Annotated in this window: 19 protein-coding genes and 1 pseudogene; 16 read left to right on the top strand and 4 right to left on the bottom strand. The window is 70.6% G+C overall.

All coding sequences use genetic code 11. From position 1 onward, the window contains the following. Positions 1 to 98 precede the first annotated feature (98 nt). On the bottom strand, positions 99 to 782 hold the full coding sequence (locus tag ACFQV6_RS21175) for a vancomycin high temperature exclusion protein (protein WP_378029262.1): 684 nt from the start codon (positions 780 to 782) through the stop codon (positions 99 to 101). A 44-nt stretch (positions 783 to 826) separates the two neighbouring features. Here ACFQV6_RS21175 and ACFQV6_RS21170 point away from each other — a divergent pair, with 44 nt between their 5' ends. Next, positions 827 to 1576 carry a GNAT family N-acetyltransferase gene (locus ACFQV6_RS21170; RefSeq protein ID WP_378029261.1) on the top strand — a complete coding sequence of 250 codons (750 nt, stop codon included), beginning with the start codon at positions 827 to 829 and terminating at the stop codon, positions 1574 to 1576. 57 nt (positions 1577 to 1633) lie between these two features. Here ACFQV6_RS21170 and ACFQV6_RS21165 read toward each other — a convergent pair whose 3' ends face one another. Continuing rightward, positions 1634 to 2434 carry a class I SAM-dependent methyltransferase gene (locus ACFQV6_RS21165; RefSeq protein WP_378029260.1) on the bottom strand — a complete coding sequence of 267 codons (801 nt, stop codon included), beginning with the start codon at positions 2432 to 2434 and terminating at the stop codon, positions 1634 to 1636. A 145-nt stretch (positions 2435 to 2579) separates the two neighbouring features. Here ACFQV6_RS21165 and ACFQV6_RS21160 point away from each other — a divergent pair, with 145 nt between their 5' ends. Next, a complete protein-coding gene (locus ACFQV6_RS21160) occupies positions 2580 to 3263 on the top strand; it encodes a winged helix-turn-helix transcriptional regulator (RefSeq protein WP_378029259.1) in 684 nt (227 codons plus the stop codon). Positions 3264 to 3308: 45 nt separating this feature from the next. On the opposite strand, the gene ACFQV6_RS21155 is transcribed toward ACFQV6_RS21160, so the two are convergent. Continuing rightward, on the bottom strand, positions 3309 to 5528 hold the full coding sequence (locus ACFQV6_RS21155) for a glycoside hydrolase family 3 N-terminal domain-containing protein (RefSeq protein WP_378029258.1): 2220 nt from the start codon (positions 5526 to 5528) through the stop codon (positions 3309 to 3311). 275 nt (positions 5529 to 5803) lie between these two features. Here ACFQV6_RS21155 and ACFQV6_RS21150 point away from each other — a divergent pair, with 275 nt between their 5' ends. The 14 genes and pseudogenes from ACFQV6_RS21150 (at position 5804) to argG (ending at position 19788) form a co-directional block, all read left to right on the top strand. Beyond that, positions 5804 to 7087, top strand: a complete 1284-nt coding sequence (locus ACFQV6_RS21150; RefSeq protein WP_378029257.1) for a glutamate-cysteine ligase family protein — start codon at positions 5804 to 5806, stop codon at positions 7085 to 7087. A 56-nt stretch (positions 7088 to 7143) separates the two neighbouring features. Beyond that, entirely contained in the window at positions 7144 to 8436 is a 1293-nt protein-coding gene (egtB, locus tag ACFQV6_RS21145) for an ergothioneine biosynthesis protein EgtB (protein WP_378029256.1), read from the top strand. After that, positions 8436 to 9185, top strand: coding sequence for an ergothioneine biosynthesis protein EgtC (egtC, locus tag ACFQV6_RS21140; protein WP_378029255.1), 750 nt, complete (start codon positions 8436 to 8438; stop codon positions 9183 to 9185). The genes egtB and egtC overlap by 1 nt, the downstream gene beginning before the upstream one ends. A gap of 22 nt (positions 9186 to 9207) precedes the next feature. Next, a complete protein-coding gene (gene egtD, locus ACFQV6_RS21135; RefSeq protein ID WP_378029254.1) occupies positions 9208 to 10170 on the top strand; it encodes an L-histidine N(alpha)-methyltransferase in 963 nt (320 codons plus the stop codon). 74 nt (positions 10171 to 10244) lie between these two features. Further along, a complete protein-coding gene (locus ACFQV6_RS21130; protein WP_378029253.1) occupies positions 10245 to 11276 on the top strand; it encodes a hypothetical protein in 1032 nt (343 codons plus the stop codon). A 497-nt stretch (positions 11277 to 11773) separates the two neighbouring features. Continuing rightward, positions 11774 to 12775, top strand: a complete 1002-nt coding sequence (argC, locus tag ACFQV6_RS21125) for an N-acetyl-gamma-glutamyl-phosphate reductase (RefSeq protein WP_378029252.1) — start codon at positions 11774 to 11776, stop codon at positions 12773 to 12775. A gap of 17 nt (positions 12776 to 12792) precedes the next feature. After that, complete coding sequence (locus ACFQV6_RS21120) at positions 12793 to 12933, top strand: hypothetical protein (protein WP_378029251.1); 141 nt, start codon at positions 12793 to 12795, stop codon at positions 12931 to 12933. Next, complete coding sequence (argJ, locus tag ACFQV6_RS21115) at positions 12930 to 14114, top strand: bifunctional glutamate N-acetyltransferase/amino-acid acetyltransferase ArgJ (protein ID WP_378029250.1); 1185 nt, start codon at positions 12930 to 12932, stop codon at positions 14112 to 14114. The genes ACFQV6_RS21120 and argJ overlap by 4 nt, the downstream gene beginning before the upstream one ends. Further along, complete coding sequence (gene argB / locus ACFQV6_RS21110) at positions 14111 to 15001, top strand: acetylglutamate kinase (protein ID WP_378029249.1); 891 nt, start codon at positions 14111 to 14113, stop codon at positions 14999 to 15001. The genes argJ and argB overlap by 4 nt, the downstream gene beginning before the upstream one ends. Then, on the top strand, positions 14998 to 16149 hold the full coding sequence (locus tag ACFQV6_RS21105; protein ID WP_378029248.1) for an acetylornithine transaminase: 1152 nt from the start codon (positions 14998 to 15000) through the stop codon (positions 16147 to 16149). The genes argB and ACFQV6_RS21105 overlap by 4 nt, the downstream gene beginning before the upstream one ends. Beyond that, a complete protein-coding gene (argF, locus tag ACFQV6_RS21100) occupies positions 16146 to 17078 on the top strand; it encodes an ornithine carbamoyltransferase (protein ID WP_378029247.1) in 933 nt (310 codons plus the stop codon). Before ACFQV6_RS21105 ends, argF begins: the two co-directional genes overlap by 4 nt. Positions 17079 to 17115: 37 nt before the next feature. Then, positions 17116 to 17628 (top strand): annotated as a pseudogene (locus ACFQV6_RS21095) (arginine repressor); the annotation flags it as partial. Continuing rightward, entirely contained in the window at positions 17625 to 18512 is an 888-nt protein-coding gene (locus tag ACFQV6_RS21090; RefSeq protein ID WP_378029246.1) for a hypothetical protein, read from the top strand. The pseudogene ACFQV6_RS21095 and the gene ACFQV6_RS21090, both read left to right, overlap by 4 nt. A gap of 31 nt (positions 18513 to 18543) precedes the next feature. Next, a complete protein-coding gene (gene argG / locus ACFQV6_RS21085; protein WP_378029245.1) occupies positions 18544 to 19788 on the top strand; it encodes an argininosuccinate synthase in 1245 nt (414 codons plus the stop codon). 369 nt (positions 19789 to 20157) lie between these two features. On the opposite strand, the gene dapE is transcribed toward argG, so the two are convergent. Then, complete coding sequence (gene dapE, locus ACFQV6_RS21080) at positions 20158 to 21228, bottom strand: succinyl-diaminopimelate desuccinylase (RefSeq protein ID WP_378029244.1); 1071 nt, start codon at positions 21226 to 21228, stop codon at positions 20158 to 20160. Between the last annotated feature and the right edge of the window lie 201 nt (positions 21229 to 21429).

Raw genomic sequence — 21429 nt, 5'->3', positions numbered from 1 at the left:
GTGTTGCCGGGCGTCTCCACGCCGGTTCGTGTTGCCGGGCGTCTCCGGGCCGGTTCGTGTTGCCGGGCGTCTCCACGCCGGTTCGTGTTGGCTGGTGGTCAGCTGCCGGCGATGGCGGTTTCCACGCCGGTTTCGTGGCGGCCCAGGAAGACGGGATCGCGCTGGGAGATGACGTCGGCGGCGGCCTTGACGGCGGCGCCCTGTTCACGGATTTCGCCGCGGAGCCAGGTCGGGCGGTAGACGCGCACGGTGTCGTCGCCCACGCCGGTGGCGTCGATGCCGAGGGTGCGGCAGAGTGCGACGGCTCGGGGGAGGTGGAAGTTCTGGGTCACCACGATTGCCTTGTCCACGCCGAAGATCTCGTGAGCCCTGGCACACGAGTCGTACGTGTCGAACCCGGCGTGGTCGAGCACCACCCGTTCCGACGGGACACCGTGATCAACCAGCCAGTGCAGCATCGCTCCCGGCTCGTTGTAGTGCCACTCCGCATGATCACCCGACACCAGGATCGCCTTGATCTTGCCGGCCGCCAGCAGCTGGCGGGCGACCTCGAGACGCGCTGCCAGGAACGGCGAAGGACTCCCGTCGGCGTCGACCTGGGCGCCGAGCACCAGCGCCACCGGGGCGGGCGGCACCGATGCGACGTCATGGACGTAGCCGTGCGCGGTAGCCCGTACCCAATGATCGGAACCGGCCATGACCACGGCCGTGAGAATCACGGCCAGCGCGCCCGTCGTCGCCAGCCGTTTGATCATGACGCGGGGAGAGGGAAGCTTCGGCACCGGCCCGAGGATGCCAGGTTCGGTCAATACGGCAGCATGACCCGGTGATCGAAAAAGACCCGCTGGTTCGCTGGGCACTCGCCGCGCACGACGCTCGAGCCTGGCGCCGCCCCGGGGCCGTCGTGGTGGCCTGTCCGGATCTGTCCCACTGGGATCGCCTGGTCATGAACGGCGAGCCCGACGCCCTGGCCTCCCTCCTGCGCGAAGTGCTGCCGGTGGTGGGCGGCAACTTCCGCCCCTTCGGCGCGGAGCAGCTGGTCACCGACGTCGTGGCCCGGATGCCCGAGCTGGAGGTCAGCGCCCGCTTCGCCTGGATGGAAACCACCACCCCGGTGACCCCACACCTCCCCGTTGGCTTGGAGCGGGGAAGCTCGGCCATGGCTCCCAGCGGGTTGACGCCGATGCCGGCGGGTGGGCCGGAGTGGCTGACCGGGGATGCCTGGCCCGAGATCAACGCGTTGCTCGAGGAATCATTTCCGGACTCCTACGCGAAGCCGGGCGCCCCGGGTGTCCGCCGATGGGCCGGGGTTCGGGGCGCCGATGGACGGCTGTTGGCAGTAGCCGCCGAGGCCTGGTCCACCGACGAGATCGGCTTCCTCGCCGGCGTGACCACCCATCCGGACGCGCGGGGGCGCGGGGTCGCCGCGGCGCTCTGTGCCTTCGCCGCTGACGAGCAGTTGACCGGGCGCGAACGGGTGGCCTTGATCGTCGACTACTGGAACGAGGCCGCAATCGCCACATACCGCAAACTCGGCTTCACCACCCGCCCCGTAGCCGCCGCCCGCCAACGCTGAAACGCCGCCGAACGCCCCCGGCACCATCGGCTGCGGGCACCCCCAGAGCGGTAGAGGTCAGGCGGCTCGCTGGGCTGTGTAGATCAGGTACTCCCACTCCATCGCCCCGCCACCCACATCGTGCCGCCGCCCCAACTCCGCCAGCTCCTCGTCCAGCGCCGCAACCCGCCCCGGGTCCCCCTCGATGTTCTTGTACACGGCGATCGTCGGCCCGTACCGAGCCTTGAAATAGTCCCGGAACTCCGCACCCCCGCCGAACCGCTCGACCCGCAGCACCCGCCGTTCCACCTTCACCCCGGAAACCGCGTCGCCGAACAGTTCAGCGAGATGCGCCGGATCCCCCCACCGAGGAGGCGGCTGCACGCCGGGCGGGGGCGGTGCCGCGTACGGCTTCATCGTGGCGAACATCTGCCCGATGAACCCCTCCGGCGTCCAGTTGATCAGCCCGATCGTGCCGCCCACCCGGCAGACCCGCAGCAGTTCACCGGCGGCCTCCGAGTGATGCGGAGCGAACATCACTCCGATGCACGAGATGACGGCGTCGAATTCACCGTCCGCGAAGGGCAGAGCCTCAGCGTCCGCCTCCCGCCACAGGACCTTCGCGTCACGCGCTGCCGCTTCCCGTTCCCCGACGGCCAGAAGCGACGGCGTCAGGTCACTGGCCGTCACCGTGGCCCCGGCCAGCGCCGCCGGGATCGAGGCGTTCCCGGTTCCCGCGCCGACGTCCAGAACCGTCGTCCCCGGGCCGATCCCGGCCGCCGCGACCAGGACCGGCCCGAGTGGTGCCACGATCTCGGAGGCCACAGCGGAGTAGTCGCCCGAGGCCCACATCGCACGATGCTTCTCTTTGATAGTCATGTCACCGACGGTAGGAAGTTCCGGGCCACCCGGCCTAGTACACGATGTGTACCGCCCGTGTCCGCAATCGGACGGGGCCGCCAAGGTTCGCCGGTGTCCGCAATCGGACCGGGCCGGCAAGGTCCGCCGGGCATAAAGTCGCTGCATGGGCGCGTCCTACGGTCAATTCTGCCCGGTCGCCAAGGCGATGGAGCTGCTGGACGAGCGCTGGACCATGCTCGTGATCCGGGAGCTGATCGCCGGCAGCCGGCGTTTCAACGATCTGCGCCGCGGGCTGCCGCGGATGTCGCCGACGCTCCTCTCGCGCCGGTTGCAGCAGCTCGCCGGTGCGGGACTTGTCGAGCGGCAGCAGTTCGGCTCGGAGGTGGAGTATTCGCTGACCCCGGCCGGCAAGGAACTGGAGCCGATCGTGCGCGCGCTCGGCGTGTGGGGCACCCGCTGGGTCCCCGAGCTCGGCGATCAGGATCTCGACCCGAAGCTGCTGCTCTGGGACATGCACCGCACCGTTGATCACGAGGCGGTGCCGCAGCGGCGCACCGTGTTGCGGTTCAGCTTCCCGGCCGCGCCGCGCCGGCTCCGCGACTGGTGGATGGTGATCACGCCGGCCGAGGCGGACATCTGCGACGCCGATCCCGGTCACGAGGTCGACGTACTGGTCACGGCCGATCTCCGCTGCCTCACCGACGTCTGGCGCGGTGAACGCAGCTGGGCCTCCGCCCTCCGCTCGGGCGACCTGACCTTCACCGGCCCGGAAAACCTGCGCCGCGCCGTGCCGGGCTGGTTCAAACCGTGGGCCTTCGCGGCGGTCCCGCGCCCTGGAGAACAGTGACTCCCGGCCGCCGCGTGATCGCCGCGACCGGGAGTGCCGGTTCTCTCAGCTGATCCGGAACTTCGCCGACTGCAGTGATTCCGGGCGCGAGTTCGGGCCGACGAGCAGCTCGAAGTCGCCGGCCTCGACGACCCGGCGGCCCTCGGCGTCGACGAGCGTGCACACCGCCGCCGGCAGTTCGATGTCGACCGTGACGCTTTCGCCCGGTTCGACATTGACCTGGCGGTAGGCCTTCAGTTCGCGGGAGGCCCAGGTCACGCTGGTGACCAGGTCGCTCACATATGCCTGGACGGTCTCCAGAGCCGGCCGGGTCCCGGTGTTCGTCAGCCGGATGCTGGCGCGCACCACTCCGTCGGCGGGCACGTCGGGCTCACCGATGGTCAGGCCGTCGTACAGGACGGTCGTGTAGCTGAGCCCCTCACCGAAGGCGAAGAGCGGGTCCTGGCTCAGGTCCGCGTACCGGGTGCCGTGCTGGCCGCGCAGCTGGTTGTAGTAGATCGGCTGCTGGCCGGCGTGCCGTGCGGCGGAGATGGGCAGGCGGCCGGACGGCTCGATGGCGCCGAGGAGCAGTTCGGCGATCGCCTGGCCGCCGCGCATGCCCGGGTTGAACGCCTGGATGATCGCGGAGGCTTCGAGGGCCGACGGCGGGAGCACGTGCGGCTTCGAGTTGATCAGGACGACGATCATCGGGGTGCCGGTGGCGGCGACCGCGTCGAGCAGTGCGATCTGGCCGCCGAGCAGGTCCAGGGTGGCGGTGGACTTGCCCTCGCCGGTCAGGTCGACGGTGTCGCCGACGACCACGATCGCGTAGTCGGCGTCGGCGGCGGCCCGCCGAGCGGCTTCGAGCTGCTCGGGGTCGGCGGGGATGGGCTGGGCGACGGGCGGCCGGGGCTGCCCGTCCGGGAACGTCTCGCCCTCCGGGTCGGGCACCAGGCGGACGACCTGGGCACCCTGCTCGAACGTGACCTCCCAGCCGGCCGGCGCCAGAGCGCGCAGGCCGTCGAGCACGGTGGAGGTGAGCTCGCGGGGGTGACCGTCCGGCATCCAGTCGACCTGGCCCGAGTTGCCGGCCCAGTCGCCCAGCTGCGCGGAGACGTCGTGCGCGTTCGGCCCGAGCACAGCGATGCGCTTCGACACCCCACCAGCGGACGCGCCAGCAGCGGACGCGCCAGCAGCGGACGCGTCGCCGACGGGAAGCGGCAGCGTCCCGTCGTTGCGGAGCAGGACCAGCGAGCGGCGGGCCACCTCCAGGTTCAGCGCGGTGTGCTCGGCGCGGCCGATCACCGCCCGCTGCCGCTCGACGTCGGGGGTGCGCGGGTTCTCGAAGAGGCCCAGTTCGAACTTCAGGCGCAGGATCCTGCGTACGCCTGAATTGATCTCCTCCTCACGCAGAAGGCCCTGCCGGACCGCCTCCTGTGCCCCCTCGAAGAAGCCGGGGGTGACCATGACCAGGTCGTTGCCGGACTTGACCGCCACCGCGGCCGCCTCGGCGTAGTCGGCGCAGACCTTCTGTTCCCAGACCATGCGCCCGACGTTGTCCCAGTCGGTGACGAGCGTGCCGGTGAAGCCCCACTCGTCCTTGAGGACGTCGTTGAGCAGCCATTTGTTGGCGGTGATCGGTACGCCGTCCATCGACTGGTAGCCCAGCATGAAGACCCGGCAGCCCTCCTGGACGGCCCGCTCGAACGGCGGCAGGAACCAGGAGCGCAGCTTGCGGCGGCTGATGTCGGCCTCGCTGGCGTCCCGGCCGCCCTGAGTCTCGGAGTAGCCGGCGAAGTGCTTGGCGGTGGCGAGAACGGCGGTCGGGTCGTCGAGACCGCCACCCTGATAGCCGCGGATCATCGCCGCGCCCAGTTCGCTGATCAGGAACGGGTCCTCGCCGAAAGTCTCGTCCACCCGGCCCCAGCGCAGGTCACGGGCGATGCAGAGGACCGGGGAGAAGGTCCAGTGGATGCCGGTGGCGGACGCCTCGACGGCGGTCACCCGGGCGACCTGCTCGACGAGTGCGGGGTTCCAGCTCGCGGCCATGGCGAGCTGTGTCGGGAAGACCGTCGCGCCGGGCCAGAAGCCGTGGCCGTGGATGCAGTCCTCCGCGGTGAGCAGCGGAATCTGGAGCCGGGTCTGTGCGACCAGCTCAGCGGCCTCGACCAGCTTGGCGGGTGAGGTGTGCAGGATCGAGCCGGCGAGCTTCTCCAGGACGATTTCCGGGAGGTCCTGCCGTGAGTCGAGCTGGAGCATCTGGCCGACCTTTTCGGGCAGCGTCATACGCCCCAGCAGATCTTCGACCCGCGCCTCCACGGGGAGCGAAGAATCCTGATATGGGAAGTCTGCGGGCATGCGTGCCTCCGGTCTGACGAACACGAACGGTTGGGAGTCTTCCAGTACGGAACCGGTTCCGGCACCCCGCCCCGGTTCCGGAACTTTTAGATCTACGGCCATCTGTCCGGGGAGGCGGATTTACCCGGATGCCGGTATGGTCCTCAGGAGACCGTACTCATCGAGGTTGAGCAATCACCTTGAGTGACCGGCGAGGGGGGCCATTGGGTTCGGCTGACAGGGTTCTTCGACGAACCAGCGAAGCGATCGAACACATCTCCGGCATCTGCTTCAAGACCGGCCCGCCGAGGCTCATCGGGGCCGAACTGGAATGGACAACACACCACGCCACCGACGGGTCCGCCTATCTGCGACCCGATCAGCTGGCCACCGCGCTGGGTGAGCACGCACCGCTCTCGCTCGGCAACCCGCACCCCGTACCGTTGCCGTCCGGCGGCACGGTCACCGTCGAACCCGGCGGCCAGGTCGAGATCTCCTCGGCTCCGGCCCGTTCCCTGAGCGACCTGCACGCCGCCGTCTCCGCCGATCACGCCACCCTCACCGAGCTGCTGGCCCGCTCCGGGATCGTCCTGGGTGAGCGGGGGATCGACCCGTACCGGTCGCCGCGGCGAATCCTCGAAACCCCGCGCTACGCGGCGATGGAGCGTGCCTTCGACGCACCCGGGCGCACGATGATGGGCAGCACCGCCGGCCTGCAGGTCTGCCTCGACGGTAGTGCCACCCAGCGCTTCGCGGCCCTGAACGAGTGGGGCCCGGCCCTGCTCGCCCTCTTCGCGAACTCCCGGTTCCACGCCGGGCGTGACACCGGCTGGGCGTCCGCCCGGATGGCCACCTGGTTCGGCATCGACCAGCGCAGGTCCGGCCCGGTGCCGCTGACCGGCGACACGGGCGAGGCGTGGGCCCGATACGCGCTGGACGCCCCGCTGCTCTGCGTGCGGCGCGACGACGGCCGGTGGGACGCTCCGCCGGGCACCACGTTCGCCGACTGGATGGCGGCCGGCGGGATGGAACGCCGCCGCCTCGGCCCGGGCCGGCTCGTCGCCCGCCGGATCGGAGGTCGCCGCGGGACACCCCGCAGCGGTGATCCGGTCGGCCGCCCGCCGACCGTTGCCGACCTCGACTACCACCTCGGCACCCTCTTCCCACCGGTACGCCCCCGCGGCTACCTCGAAGTCCGCTACCTCGACACCCAGCCGGGCGCAGAGTGGATCGCCCCGCTGGCGGTGATCGCCACGCTGCTCTCCGACGACAGCCTCACCGACTGCGCCCGCGACGTCGCGGCGCCCTCCGCCGGGCGATGGCACGCGGCTGCCCGCCGTGGCCTGGCCGACCACACCGTGCGGATCTCCGCGACCGGCCTCGCCGACCTGGCCTGCCGGCATCTGGAGCGGACGGGCCTGCCGCCCGCGGTCCGCGACACGGTCACCGACATCGTCTCCCGACGCCTCTACCCAGCCGTGTCCGGACGGCTGATGAAGACCGCCTGACTCCGTCTCTTTCTCCGCCTCCGTCTCCGTTTCCGTCTTTGAGAGGAGCCCCTCGCATGTCCCAGGACCTGCGGCTCACCATCGCCGCCGAACTGGAGCGCACCCGGGCCCGCACGGCACTGCTCACCGACGCCGTCGACGACGACGACCTGACCCAGCAGCACTCCCCACTGATGTCGCCGCTGGTCTGGGACCTGGCGCACGTCGGCAACCAGGAGGAACTGTGGCTGGTCCGCGACGTCGGCGGCCGGGAACCGGTGCGCCGCGACATCGACGAGCTGTACGACGCGTTCAAACACGCCCGCCGGGACCGGCCGGCCCTGCCGCTGCTCGACCCGGCCGAGGCGCGCGCCTACGTGGCGCAGGTCCGCGACAAGGCCCTCGACGTGCTGGACCGGGTGCGTTTCGAGCCGGAGCGGCGGCTGCTCGACGGCGGCTTCGCGTTCGGCATGATCGTCCAGCACGAGCAGCAGCACGACGAGACCATGCTCGCCACGCACCAGCTGAGGGCCGGTTCGCCGGTGCTGACCGCGCCACCGCCGCCGCAGCCGGACGTGGCGGCGACCGGGGAGGTGCTGGTGCCGGGCGGCCGGTTCGTGATGGGCACCGACACCGACCCGTGGGCGCTGGACAACGAGCGACCCGCTCATCCCGTCGACGTCCCGTCGTTCTTCATCGACGTGGCAGCGGTCACCAACGGGCAGTATGCGGCGTTCATCGACGCCGGTGGCTACGACGATCCGCGCTGGTGGAGCCCGGGTGGCTGGGCGCACCGGCGGGAGGCCGGCCTGGTGGCGCCGCTGCACTGGGTGCGGGACGGCGACTCGTGGGCGTACCGGCGGTTCGGCCGGGTGGAGCGGGTGCGGATGGACGAGCCGGTGGTGCACGTGTGCTGGTTCGAGGCGGAGGCATATGCGGCATGGGCCGGGAAACGCCTGCCCACCGAGGCCGAATGGGAGAAGGCGGCCCGCCACGACCCGGCGACCGGCCGGTCCCGGCGCTTCCCGTGGGGCGACGATCCGCCCGGCGCCGAACATGCCAATCTCGGTCAGCGGCACCTCGCGCCGGCACCGGCGGGCGGCTATCCGGCGGGTGCCTCGCCGCTCGGTGTGCACCAGTTGATCGGCGACGTCTGGGAGTGGGTGTCGTCCGGGTTCCACGCCTATCCGGGGTTCGCCGCGTTCCCGTACCGGGAGTACTCCGAGGTGTTCTTCGGCGGTGACTACCGGGTGCTGCGTGGTGGCTCGTTCGGCACCGACGCGGCCGCCTGCCGGGGCACCTTCCGCAACTGGGACCACCCGATCCGCCGCCAGATCTTCAGTGGCTTCCGCTGCGCCCGGGACGCGTGATGTGCCGTCACCTGGGCTATCTCGGTCCGCCCGTACCGCTGCATGATCTTTTGTTCGATCCGCCGCACGCGCTGGCCACGCAGGCGTGGGCGCCGCGCGACATGCGCGGGGGAGGCACGATCAACGCGGATGGTTTCGGTGTCGGATGGTGGCCGCCCGGTGCTGATGCGCCGGTGCGTTACCGCAGCTCGATGCCCATCTGGACGGACGCGTCGCTGCCGCAGCTCGCCGCGGCCACCTCGGCGGGCGCGGTCCTCGCGGCAGTGCGCTCCGCGACAGTGGGCCTGCCGGTGGTGGAGACCGCTGCGGCGCCCTTCACCGACGGGCGGTGGCTTTTCAGCCACAACGGCGTGGTGCGTGGCTGGCCGGAAGCGGTCACGGGCCTCGCGGGCGAGCTGGCGGTCCAAGACCTGCTCACCCTGGACGCGCCCACCGACTCCGCGATCTTGTGGGCTTTGGTACGGGCAAAGCTGCGCTGCGGTGAACCCCCGGCGAAGGCCGTGGCGGAAGTGGTCCGCGACGTCGCCGCCGCCGCGCCCGGATCCCGGCTCAACCTTCTGCTCACCGACGGCTCCCAGCTGATCGCGACGACGGTCGGGCACTCGCTGTCGGCCCGCGCCCGCTCCGGTGCCGTTCTGATCGCCTCCGAACCGCTCGACGCGCATCCAGCTTGGCGCTCGATTCCGGACAGTTCCCTTGTTGTCGCCACCGTCTCCAGCATCGAGGTCACCTCGCTGGGGATTTCCTGATCCGCTTCTCTCAAGGAGTGTCGTGATCCGTTTGCTCGACGATCAAGACCTGGCCCGGTCGCTGCGTGCCGATGTGCGTGCCGGACTGACCGCCGCGCCTAAGAAGCTGCCGCCCAAGTGGTTCTACGACTCGCGGGGCAGCGAGCTGTTCGAGGAGATCACCCGGCTGCCGGAGTACTACCCGACCCGTACGGAACGGGCGATCCTCACCCTGCGCGCGCCCGAGATCGCCCGGATCACCGAGGCGAAAACCCTCGTCGAGCTGGGTTCCGGGTCGTCGGAGAAGACCCGGCTGCTGCTCGACGCGATGCTCGGCCACGGCACGCTCGGCTCGTTCGTCCCGCTCGACGTGTCCGACGCGGCGCTTTCCGCGGCCGTGGCGGCGCTCAGCGACACCTACCCGGGGCTGAGCGTGAGCGGGGTGGTCGGCGACTTCGTCCGGCACCTGCAGCACCTGCCGGACGGTGACAGCCGGATGGTCGCGTTCCTCGGCGGTACGATCGGCAACCTGGAACCGGTGGAACGGGCGTCGTTCCTGGCCGGGCTGCGGGCGGTGCTGCACGAGGGTGAATGGCTGCTGCTCGGTGCTGACCTGGTCAAGGACCCGGCGGTGCTGGTTCCGGCGTACGACGACGCGGCCGGGGTGACCGCCGACTTCAACCGCAACGTGCTGCGGGTGATCAACCGTGAGCTGGGTGCCGATTTCGACCCGTCGGCGTTCGAGCACGTCGCGGTCTGGTCGCCCGGGCCGGAGTGGATGGAGATGCGGCTCCGGTCCCGAAGAGATCAATTTGTACGAATCAACGACTTGGACTTGACGGTCGAGTTCGCGGATGGTGAGGATCTGCTTACCGAGATTTCGGCGAAGTTTCGCCGGGACTCCTTGGCCGGGGAACTGGCCGAGGCGGGGTTCGAGCTGCGCCATTGGTGGACCGACCCCCGATCGTGGTTCGGGCTGGCTCTGGCTCAGGTCGCCCATCGCTGAAAAGGGTGGTTCGCCCTCTGGCATGGTCCTATGGGGACAGTGCGACACTGGCAGTGACGAAGGAGGTGCTGTTCGTGGAGTTCGAACCCCAGCGTCGTCCCGATGAGCTGATCCGAAGCAGTCGCGACGAGCTGCTCCGGGCGCTGCGACGGCGACCGCTGCCGGTGGCCGTCCTGGCCGGGATGCACACCCTGCCACCCGGACGGCTCGGCGGCTGGGAGTCCTGGAACGGTGCGGTCAGCAACGTCTCCGTCACCTACGGCGCCGCCGACGTCCCCGGCTCCTGGGTCACCGTCGAAACCGCGCGCTGGGGAGGCACCACGATCTCCGCCGGTCCGCTGCGGGAGGCGCTGGAACACCACATGCGGATCCGCCAGGACCGGTCCTCCGCCGTCGAATGGTTCGGCGAGGACGGTGCGGTGACCGTCGACGGGCGTACCGTCGCGGGCCACCTCCTGCGTGCCGGCGACCGCTGGTGGGCGCTCCGCTGCTCCCTGCGCGACCTGGAGATCACCGTGGTCGCGCACGACTGGCACTCCTCGGTCGCGCTGCGCACCATCGCCGACCCCGAACTCCACGAACTCACCTCGATCGTCCCGGCACCCCCGGCATGGCAGCCCGCACCGCCGGCCGAGCCCCGCGAGATCCAGGGCGAGCCGCACCGCCTGCTGGTCGACGAGGTGCTGCGCTCCGACCGCGAGCGGGCGGCATGGATGACCGACGGCGGCCCGGCACCCCGGTCGCCGGAGAACTGGCCGGCACTCTGGCGCGCGGCCATCCTGCGCCAGGCGGACCTGGCCGACCAGCCCGAGTCCGAGGCCCAGCGGACGATCCAGGTCATGATCGACCAGCTGACGAACCTGCAGCATCAGGCGGCCTGGTTCCGCGACCAGGAGGGGCTGCGTGAGCTGGCAATCTCCGAGACGCTGCTGTTCACCACGGGCCTGAGCCCGAACGTGCCCAGCCGGGTCGCCCAGATGGCCTGGTTACGGCGCCAGGGCTCCCAGCCTGGAGCTCACGCGCACGCCCGCATCGAGTCGCTGGCGGCGGCGCGCACCCACTGGCTCGACGCCTGGCAGACCTGGGTCCGCCTCCACAACATCTGAGTGCCCCCCCGCCTCCTCCACCCGCCGCGCCGCCCCGCCCCGCGCCGCGCCGCGCCGCCCCGCGCCGCGCCGCGCCGCCCCGCCCCGCGCCGCGCCGCGCCGCGCTCAGCTGGCGCTGAGTGGTGCCCGGCGCTCTCGAAAGCCCCTCTGACGGCCAGTTGGCTTTCCCGGCTGGCGGTGAGAGGGGCCTTGCGCTCTGAAAAGCCCCTCTGACGGCCAGCTGGGTTCGTCGGCTGGCGCTCAGGGGTGCCTTGCGCTCTTGAAGGGGCCCCTGGCGGCCAGCTGGGTTCGCTGGCTGGCGGTGAGAGGGGCCTTGGGCCCTTATGGGCACCTCTCACGGCCAGCTGGTTCGGGTAGGGCACTCGGCCGTGGTGGAGTATGGGGGATTTGTGAGGATAAGGGGGTGAACCGCCTGGCGGGTGATCGGCGTCGCTTCTCGGTTGCCCGGGCGCCGTGCGGGTTGATACGGTTCTTTGCATAGTCATGCGGAGGTAAGTATGGGAATCCGGGTCGCGGTCGCGGGAGCAAGTGGTTATGCGGGGGGCGAGTTGCTCCGCCTGCTCGCCGGGCACCCTGAGTTCGATCTGGTCGCGGCGACGGCGCACAGTCAGGCGGGTTCGGCTGTCAGTGCCGTACATCCGCAGTTGACCGGCCTGGACCTGACACTCGGCGCGACCGACGCTGAGACGTTGGGTGGTGCTGACCTGGTCTTTCTCGCGCTTCCGCACGGGCAGTCGGCGGCCGTGGCGGCTCAGTTGCCGGCCGGGGTGAAGGTGGTCGATCTGGGTGCCGACTTCCGGCTGGAGAGCGCCGAGCAGTGGACGCGTTACTACGGTGGCGGGCACGCCGGCACGTGGACCTACGGTCTGCCCGAGCTGCCCGGCGCCCGTGCCGCGATCGCCGCTTCCGACCGGGTGGCGAACACGGGTTGTTATGCGGCCACGATCACCCTCGCGCTGGCGCCGCTGATCGCCGCCGGAGTGGCCGACCCGGAGGACGTCGTCGTGGTGGCGAGCTCCGGCACCTCGGGCGCCGGGCGCAGTGCCAAGGTCAACCTGCTGGCCAGTGAGGTCATGGGTGACCTCTCGCCCTACAAGGTCGGCGCTCACCAGCATGTCGCCGAGATCAAGCAGGCCACCGGCGCGAGCACGCTGTCGATGACACCGATCCTGGCACCGATGCCGCGCGGCATCCTAGCCACGGTGACCGCCCGCCGGCTCAACGGCGGGGATCCGCGTGAGGCGCTGCTCGCGGCGTATGCGGACGAGGCTTTCGTGCACGTGCTGCCCGAGGGCAGCTGGCCGCACACTGCCGCCACCGCGGGTTCCAACTCGTGCCACCTGCAGGCCACTGTCGACATCGACTCGGGCCGCATCATCGTGGTGAGCGCGCTCGACAACCTCGGCAAGGGCGCCGCGGGTCAGGCCGTTCAGGTCGCCAACATCATGTCCGGTCTGCCCGAGACCACGGGCCTGTCGGTGTTCGGAACCGCACCGTGAAGGCTGACGGTCGCACCGTGAAGGTCGACGGTCGCACCGTGAAGGCCGACGGTCGCGCGGTGAAAGCCGACGGTCGCGCGGTGAAAGCCGACGGTCGCGCCGTGAAGGTGGCCGGGCAGAACGTGACAGCCAGCCCTATCGCAGGAGGAATGCAGTGACCGTCACCTCTCCGCGGGGCTTCCGGGCCTCCGGTGTCGCCGCCGGCCTGAAGCCCGCCGGCAACCCGGATGTCGCCCTGGTCGTCAACGACGGGCCGGACTACACGGCTGCCGCTGTCTTCACCGGCAACCGGGTCAAGGCCGCGCCGGTTCTCTGGAGCCAGCAGGTGCTCAAGGGCGGCGTCGTCCGCGCCGTCATCCTGAACTCCGGTGGTGCCAACGCCTGTACCGGTTCGCAGGGCTTCCGCGACACGCACGCCACCGCCGAGCACACCGCGGCGGTGCTGCGCAACGGTACGAAGGCGGGCGCCAAGCCGATGATGATCGGTGCCGGCGACGTGGCGGTCTGCTCGACCGGCCTGATCGGCGAGCTCCTCCCGATGGACAAGCTGCTGCCCGGCGTGAACGCCGCCGCCAAGGCGCTCGCCGGCGACGGCGGCCCGCGAGCCGCCGAGGCGATCATGACCACCGACACGGTGGCGAAGAACGCGGTCGTCCAGCGGGACGGCTGGACGGTCGGCGGGATCGCGAAGGGTGCGGGCATGCTCGCACCGGCCCTGGCCACCATGCTCGTGGTGATCACCACGGACGCGTCGGCCGACAACGAGACGCTCGACGCCGCGCTGCGGGAGGCCACCCGGCTCACCTTCGACCGGATCGACGCGGACGGCTGCATGTCGACGAACGACACCGTGCTGCTGCTGGCCAGCGGCGCCTCCGACCGGCAGCCGTCGCTCGCCGAGCTGACCGCCGCTGTCACCGAGGTCTGCCACGACCTGGCCCAGCAGCTGATCGGCGACGCCGAGGGTGCCACCAAGCACGTCGCCATCGAGGTGGCGGGCGCGGCCAGCGAGGCGGACGCGGTGCAGGTCGGGCGTACCGTCGCGCGCAACAACCTGGTGAAGACGGCACTGTTCGGCAACGACCCGAACTGGGGCCGGATCCTCGCGGCGGTGGGCACCACCAGCGCGGCTTTCGAGCCGGACCGGGTGGACGTGGCGGTCAACGGCGTCTGGGTGTGCCGTGGCGGTGCGGCCGCCGAGGACCGGTCGAAGGTGGACCTCTCCGGACGGGACGTGACGATCACTGTGCACCTGCACGAGGGTGAGCTGAGCGCGACGATCTGGACCACGGATCTGTCCCACGCCTACGTACACGAGAACTCGGCGTACTCCTCATGAAGGCACCGGAGGGAAAAGCAACGTCGCCGGGGGAGAAGGCAGCGATCCTGATCGAGGCGCTCCCATGGCTGGAGCGCTTCCACGGCACCACCGTCGTGATCAAGTACGGCGGCAACGCCATGATCGACCCGGAGCTACAAAAAGCGTTCGCCGCCGACATGGTCTTCCTGCGGCACGTCGGCATCAAGCCGGTCGTGGTGCACGGCGGCGGTCCGCAGATCAGCCGGATGCTCAAGCGGCTCGGTATCGAGTCGGAGTTCCGCGGCGGCCTGCGGGTCACCACCCCGGAGGCCATGGACGTGGTCCGGATGGTGCTCACCGGTCAGGTCGGCCGGGAGCTGGTCGGCCTGATCAACCAGCACGGCCCGCTGGCGGTCGGCCTCTCCGGCGAGGACGCGGGCCTGTTCACCGCGGTCCGCCGGCAGGCGGTGGTCAACGGCGAGCCGGTCGACATCGGCCAGGTCGGCGACGTCGACCAGGTGCACACCTCGGCGGTGGACGACCTGATCGCCGCCGGCCGGATCCCGGTGATCGCCACCGTCGCACCGGACGCCGACGGCGTACTGCACAACGTCAACGCCGACACCGCCGCCTCGGCCCTCGCCGTCGCGCTCGGCGCCCGCAAACTGGTCGTACTCACCGATGTGCCCGGCCTCTACACCAACTGGCCGGACACCTCGTCGCTGACCTCCGAGATCGACGCCGACGCGCTGGAGAAGCTGCTCCCCTCGCTGGAGTCCGGCATGGCGCCCAAGATGGAGGCGTGCCTGCGCGCGGTCCGCGGCGGAGTGCCCGCCGCCCACGTCGTCGACGGCCGCGTCGCCCATTCGACCCTGCTCGAAGTCTTCACGGAAGAAGGATTCGGAACGATGGTGGTGCCATCATGAGCCTCGTTGAACGCTGGCAGTCATCGATGATGAACAACTACGGCACCCCCGCGATCGGCCTGGTCAAGGGTGAGGGTGCGGTGCTCACCGCCGAGGACGGCAGGGAGTTCGTGGACTTCCTCGGTGGCATCGCCGTCAACGCCCTCGGTCACGCCCACCCCGCCGTCGTCGCCGCGGTGACACACCAGATCCAGCAGCTGGGGCACGTCTCCAACCTCTACATCTCCGAGCCGCCGGTCGCTCTCGCCGATCTGCTGCTCGCGCTGGCCGGCCGCGCCGGGCGGGTGCTGTTCACCAACTCCGGCGCCGAGGCGAACGAGGCGGCGTTCAAGCTGTCCCGGCTCACCGGCCGGACCCACATCGTGGCCACCGAGGGAGCGTTCCACGGCCGGACCATGGGTGCGCTCGCGCTGACCGGGCAGCCGGCCAAGGTGGAGCCGTTCCGGCCGTTGCCGGCCGAGGTCAGCCATATTCCGTACGGAGATGCAGCCGCCCTCGAGTCCGCCGTCACCAGCGAGACGGCCATGGTGATCCTCGAGCCGATCCAGGGTGAGAACGGCGTCGTCGTACCGCCCGCCGGCTATCTGGCCGCCGCCCGCGAGATCTGCACCCGGCACGGTGCCCTGCTCGCGCTCGACGAGGTGCAGACCGGCATCGGGCGTACCGGCCACTGGTTCCACCACCAGAGCGAGGGTGTCGAGCCGGACATCGTCACGCTGGCCAAGGGGCTCGGCGGTGGCCTGCCGCTGGGCGCCTGTATCGGGTTCGGCGCGGCGGCCGACCTCTTCCAGCCGGGTTCGCACGGCACCACGTTCGGCGGCAACCCGGTCTCCTGCGCCGCCGGCCTCGCGGTGATCCGCACGATCGCCAATGAGGGCCTGCTCGACCACGTCAAGCGTGTCGGCGAGCAGTTGCGCCGCGGCATCGAGGCGCTCGGTCACCCGCTGGTGGACCACGTCCGCGGTGCCGGCCTGCTGCTCGGCATCGTGTTCAACCAGCCGGTCTCCGGTGACGTCGCGGCGAAGCTGCTCGACGCCGGTTTCCTGGTCAACCCGGCCAAGCCGGACGTGATCCGGCTCGCCCCGCCCCTGATCATCTCCTCCGATCAGGCGGACGCCCTGATCGCTGCCCTGGACGGTATCCGGTGACCCTGCGCCATTTCCTCCGCGACGACGACCTCTCACCGCAGGAGCAGTCGGAGGTTCTCGATCTGGCCGCCGAGATGAAGGCTGACCGTTTCGGATACAAGCCGCTGGCGGGCCCACGCTCGGTCGCGGTCTTCTTCGACAAGGCCAGCCTGCGCACCCGGCTCTCGTTCGAGGCGGGCATCGCGGAGCTCGGCGGTCAGCCAATCATCGTGGACTCCCAGAACACCCACTTCGGCCGCGGTGAGAGCCTCGCCGACGCCGGCCGGGTGGTCTCCCGGTACGTGGCCGCGATGGTCTACCGCACCCACGGCGACGAGCGGCTCTCCGAGCTGGCCACCGGGGTCGGCGTACCGGTCATCAACGCGCTGAGCGACGGTTACCACCCCTGCCAGCTGCTCGCCGACCTGCTCACGATCCGCGAGCGGTTCGGCAGTACGAGCGGCCGCGCTCTGGCCTACGTGGGTGACGCCGCCAACAACATGGCTCACTCGTACCTGATCGCCGGTGCGACGGCCGGCATGCACGTCCGGGTCGCCGGGCCTTCCGGGTTCGATCCGGCGCCCGCCGTGGTGAGCCGGGCCGCCGAGATCGCCGCCTGGACCGGCGGTTCGGTCGAAGTGGTTCGTGATCCGCGCGAGGCGGTCGACGGGGCGCACGTGGTGGCCACCGACACCTGGACGTCGATGGGCCAGGAGGAGGACGGCAAGGACCGGCTCACCCCGTTCCGGCCGTACCAGGTGAACAAGGAACTGCTCGCGGCGGCCGCGCCGGAGGCGATCGTGCTGCACTGCCTGCCGGCGCACCGCAACGAGGAGATCACCGACGACGTGATCGACGGGTCGCAGAGCGCCGTCTTCGACCAGGCCGAGAACCGCCTGCACGCCCAGAAGGCCCTGCTCCACTGGCTCCTGGCGGCGAACGGGCAATGAGCGGTCTTGCGATCGGTGCGCGGCGCAGCGGGGCGCCGGCATGAGCAGCCCGGTCACCCGCGCGGGACGGCACGCCCGCCTGGTCGACCTGATCCGCGGCCGGCGGGTCAGGTCGCAGACCGAGCTGGCCGACATCCTCGCCCACGAGGGTGTGCAGGTCACCCAGGCCACGCTCTCCCGTGACCTGGAGGAGCTGAACGCCGTCAAGGTGAGCGGGATCTACTACATTCCCGAGGACGGGCACCGGCCGCTGCGGGAGACCACCGGCCAGGGCCCGGCGCGGCTGATCCGGCTGTTGCGGGAGCTGCTCACCGGTGTGGATTCCAGCGGCAACATCGCCGTGCTGCGTACCCCGCCCGGTGCCGCGCAGTTCCTGGCCAGCGCGCTGGACCGGTCCGGCCTGGCGGATGTCGTCGGCACCATCGCCGGCGACGACACGATCCTCGTGGTGGCCAGGGACAACGGGTCCGATTCGGGTGCCGCCCTGGCCGAGAAACTGGGCAATTGGAGCCGGTCGGAGACCGACCACCGTGAGGAGAGCCGTTCATGACCTTCACACCCGCGGTGGAGTCCCGCTTCCCGGACTTCGCCGACCACACCGACAAGCTGGCCGGGCACGGGGTCGAGTTCTTCCTCGCCTCCAACGAGACACTGCGGCCACACCTCAACGAGCATCCGTACGGGCACAAGCTCACCTGGCTGGACTTCACCGACACCGCGGAGAAGGACTGGTCGATCCGTGAGTTCCTCAACCTGTTCAACGTGATCAACGGCATCGCGTTCGGTGACCGGGGCATCCCGATGCCGCAGTGGGTGATGGTCGACCTGATCCTGATGCCGGCCGCGGCGCTGATCGCCGGCCTGCCGCAGGACGAGTTCGAGGCGATGGTGGAGCGGTCCACCTTCCGCTTCGACACTGACGTCAAGCAGCTGCTGCGCAAGGTGCAGGCCGACATGCGGGCCAGCGGTTACCGCGGTCCGGTGCCGGTCGGTGGCTACTGTGCCGCGCCGTCGGCCGAGCCGGGCCGCTGGGTGGGCTGGTCGCTCTGGTCGCTGATGCCCGCGGTCGGGCTGGGCAAGGCCGCGAAGGCGCTGGCCCTGTCCTCCTACCGCGCGCAGAAGCTGGACGGCGTCACCCAGTACGACAACAGCGCGCTCAAGGTGCACACCGAGTTCGGCGCGCTGAAGATCCTGGTCGCCACCGTGCCGTTCCACACCTCGCCGGGCTCGTTCGTCTATCAGAGCGACCTCACTCTGCCGGCCGGGGGAGAGCTGCCCGAGCCGACCTTCCTGCTCGATCCCTTCGATTACGATCGCCAGCGGGCGATGCAGAAGGACATCGAGACGGGCCGCTGCGATTTCCACGTCCTGCCTCCCGGGCACCTCAAGGACGGCAAGACGTATGTGCCGATCCTCGAGACTCCACGCTCCTGACGCTTCTGACGCTCCTGATGGGAACTCCGTAATGACCAAGCGCAAGATCGTCCTCGCCTTCTCGGGTGGTCTGGACACCTCGTACCTGCTCGTCTCCTTCCGCGAGCAGGGCTGGGACGTGGTGACCGCCAACATCGACACCGGCGGCCTGCACAGCGGCGAGGGTGAGGCCGTCAAGGCGCGCGCCGAGGAGCTGGGAGCCGTCGAGCACCACGTGGTCGACGCGCGTGCGGAGCTCTACGAGCGCGTCATCACGTACGCGATCAAGGCGAACTACCTGCGCAACGGCGCCTACCCGTCGTGTGTCGGCGCGGAGCGGCTGATCCAGGCGGAGAAGGTCGTCGAGGTGGCGCTGCGGGTCGGCGCGGACGCGGTGGCGCACGGCTCGACCGGTGCCGGTGCCGATCACGTCCGTTACGACGCGGTGATCCGCGCGCTGGCTCCGCAGCTCGAGATCGTGACGCCGGTCCGTGACGAGCGGCGTACCCGCGAGGAGGAGACCGACTTCCTGCGCGGCCGGGGCTACGAGGTCAGCGACAAGATCAAGAAGTACTCGATCAACGAGGGCCTGATCGGCACCTCGATCGGCGGCGAGGAGACCTACGGCTCCTGGGAGTACCTGCCGGAGGACGCCTGGACCTACACGAAGTCGATCGACGCGGCGCCGGAGAAGGGTGTCGAGCTGCTGCTGACCTTCGACAAGGGCGAGGTCGTCTCCGCCACGACGGTGGCCGGCGACCCGATCGAGGGCACCGGGCCGGGCGCGCCGAACTACGCGATCCTGCGCGCCCTCAACGTTCTCGGCGGCGAGCACGGCGTCGGCCGCGGCATCCACATGGGCTCGACGATGGTCGGCAACCTGGCCCGCGTCGGCTTCGAGGCGCCCGGCATGCTGATCCTGATCGCCGCGCACCGCGAGCTGGAGAAGCTGGTCCTCTCCAACCGGCAGCAGGCGACAAAGGCAACGCTGGGGAACACGTACGGCGATCTGCTCCACGAGGCCGTCTACTTCGACCCGATCATGGACGACTTCCGGGCCTTCCTGGACTCCAGCCAGAGCCGGGTCACCGGCACCGTGCGGGTCCTGCTGAACAAGGGCAACATCGTGCCGCTCGGCAGTAAGAGCCCCTACAGCATGCTGGACGCCGCCACCCGCTCGGGCGTCGTCTACGGCCACGGCTCCTCACTGTGGACCGGCGAGCAGGCGCGAGCCTTCGCCCACATGTACGCCACCCCCGGCACCATCGCCCGAGCCGCCGCCACCCCCACCGAGTAACGCCCGCCCCGCCCCCCCCGCCCCGCTCAGCCCCGCCCCGCACGCCCCGCCCCGCTCAGCCCCGCCCCGCTTCGCGGCGACCTTGTGGAGTCGCGGCAACCCGTTGTGACGCAAGTCCACAAGATCGCGGACGGGCGGACGGGCGGACGGGCGGACGGGCGCGGGCGGGCGCGGCTCCTGCGATCTTGTGGAGTTCAAGCGCCCCGGTGCGGCACAACTCCACAACTTCGCGGATGGGGGCGCGCGGACGGGCGCGGCTCCTGCGATCTTGTGGAGTTCAAGCACCCCGGTGCGGCACAACTCCACAAGATCGCGAATGGGGGCGCGCGCGGGTGGGGAGGCCCCGAGGGTGAGAAGTGGGTGGCGGGATCAGCTGAGCCAGGAGGTCAGTACGTGCAGGGCCTGGCGGATCTCCGGAACAGGCACATGCTCCCCGTCCGTGTGGGCCTGCAGCGGATCTCCGGGGCCGTAGTTCACCGCCGGGATGCCGAGGCCGGCGAAGCGGGAGACGTCGGTCCAGCCCAACTTGGCCTGCGGGGTCCGGCCGACCAGGTCGACGAACTCCTTGGCGGCGGGGCGGTCCAGGCCGGGGCGGGCGCCGGGGGCGGCGTCGGTGACCTCGAGGTCGAAGCCGGCGAAGACCTCGCGCAGGTGGGCCTCGGCGGTGGCGACGTCGCGGTCGGGGGCGAAGCGGTGGTTGACGTGGACGACGCAGAGGTCGGGGATCACGTTGCCGGCGATGCCGCCCTCGATCTTCACGGCGTTGAGGCCTTCGTGGTACTGGAGGCCCTCGACGATCGGCTGGCGCGGTTCGTAGGCGCGCAGCACGTCGAGGACCGCTCCCGCGCTGTGGATGGCGTTGCTGCCGCGCCACGACCGGGCGGCGTGCGCGGCGACACCGGGGACGGTGATCTTCACGCGCATGGTGCCCTGGCAGCCGCCCTCGACGGTGCCGTCGGAGGGCTCGCCGAGGATGGCGAAGTCGCCGGTCAGCCACTCGGGGTGGTTGCGCACGAGGCGGCCGAGGCCGTTGAGGCGGGCGGCCACTTCCTCGTGGTCGTAGAAGACGTAGGTGAGGTCGTAGCGGGGGGAGGTCAGCGTGGCAGCGAGGTGCAGCATGACGGCGACGCCGGCCTTCATGTCGACGGTGCCGCGGCCGTGCATGATCTCGTCGTCGCCGGAGCCGGTCGTGGTGACGGGCAGGTTGCCGGCGATCGGCACGGTGTCGAGGTGCCCGGCGAGCACCACCCGGGTGTCGCGGCCCAGGTTCGTGCGGGCCACGACCGCGTCGCCGTCGCGGAGCACTTCGAGGTGGGGGAATGCTGCCAGGGCGGCCTCGACGGCGTCCGCCAGCTGCTTCTCGTCACCGCTCACCGAGGGGATGTCGCAGATGGTTCTGGTGAGTTCGACGACGTCGCCGGTGAGATCGAGGCTGCTCATGAGCCGACCCTATCGGGTCGAACCCGGCCCCCCGGTTCAGCCCGGCGGGCGCGCAACGGCCCCGCGCCGCACCCGGGTCGCGGTGTAGCCCGGGGACTTTGCGTCGATCGTACGAAAAAAGCTTGAAGCCACGCCGGATCCCCCGGATCGAGCCGGGCGTGGTCGTCGGAAACCGCAACGATAGGGTCAGGAAACCACCGT

This window comes from Actinoplanes sp. GCM10030250, from assembly GCF_042666575.1.
Lineage (GTDB): Bacteria > Actinomycetota > Actinomycetes > Mycobacteriales > Micromonosporaceae > Actinoplanes.
The sequence above is the reverse complement of the archived record's forward strand: the minus strand, read 5'-3'. Positions and strand labels throughout refer to the sequence as shown.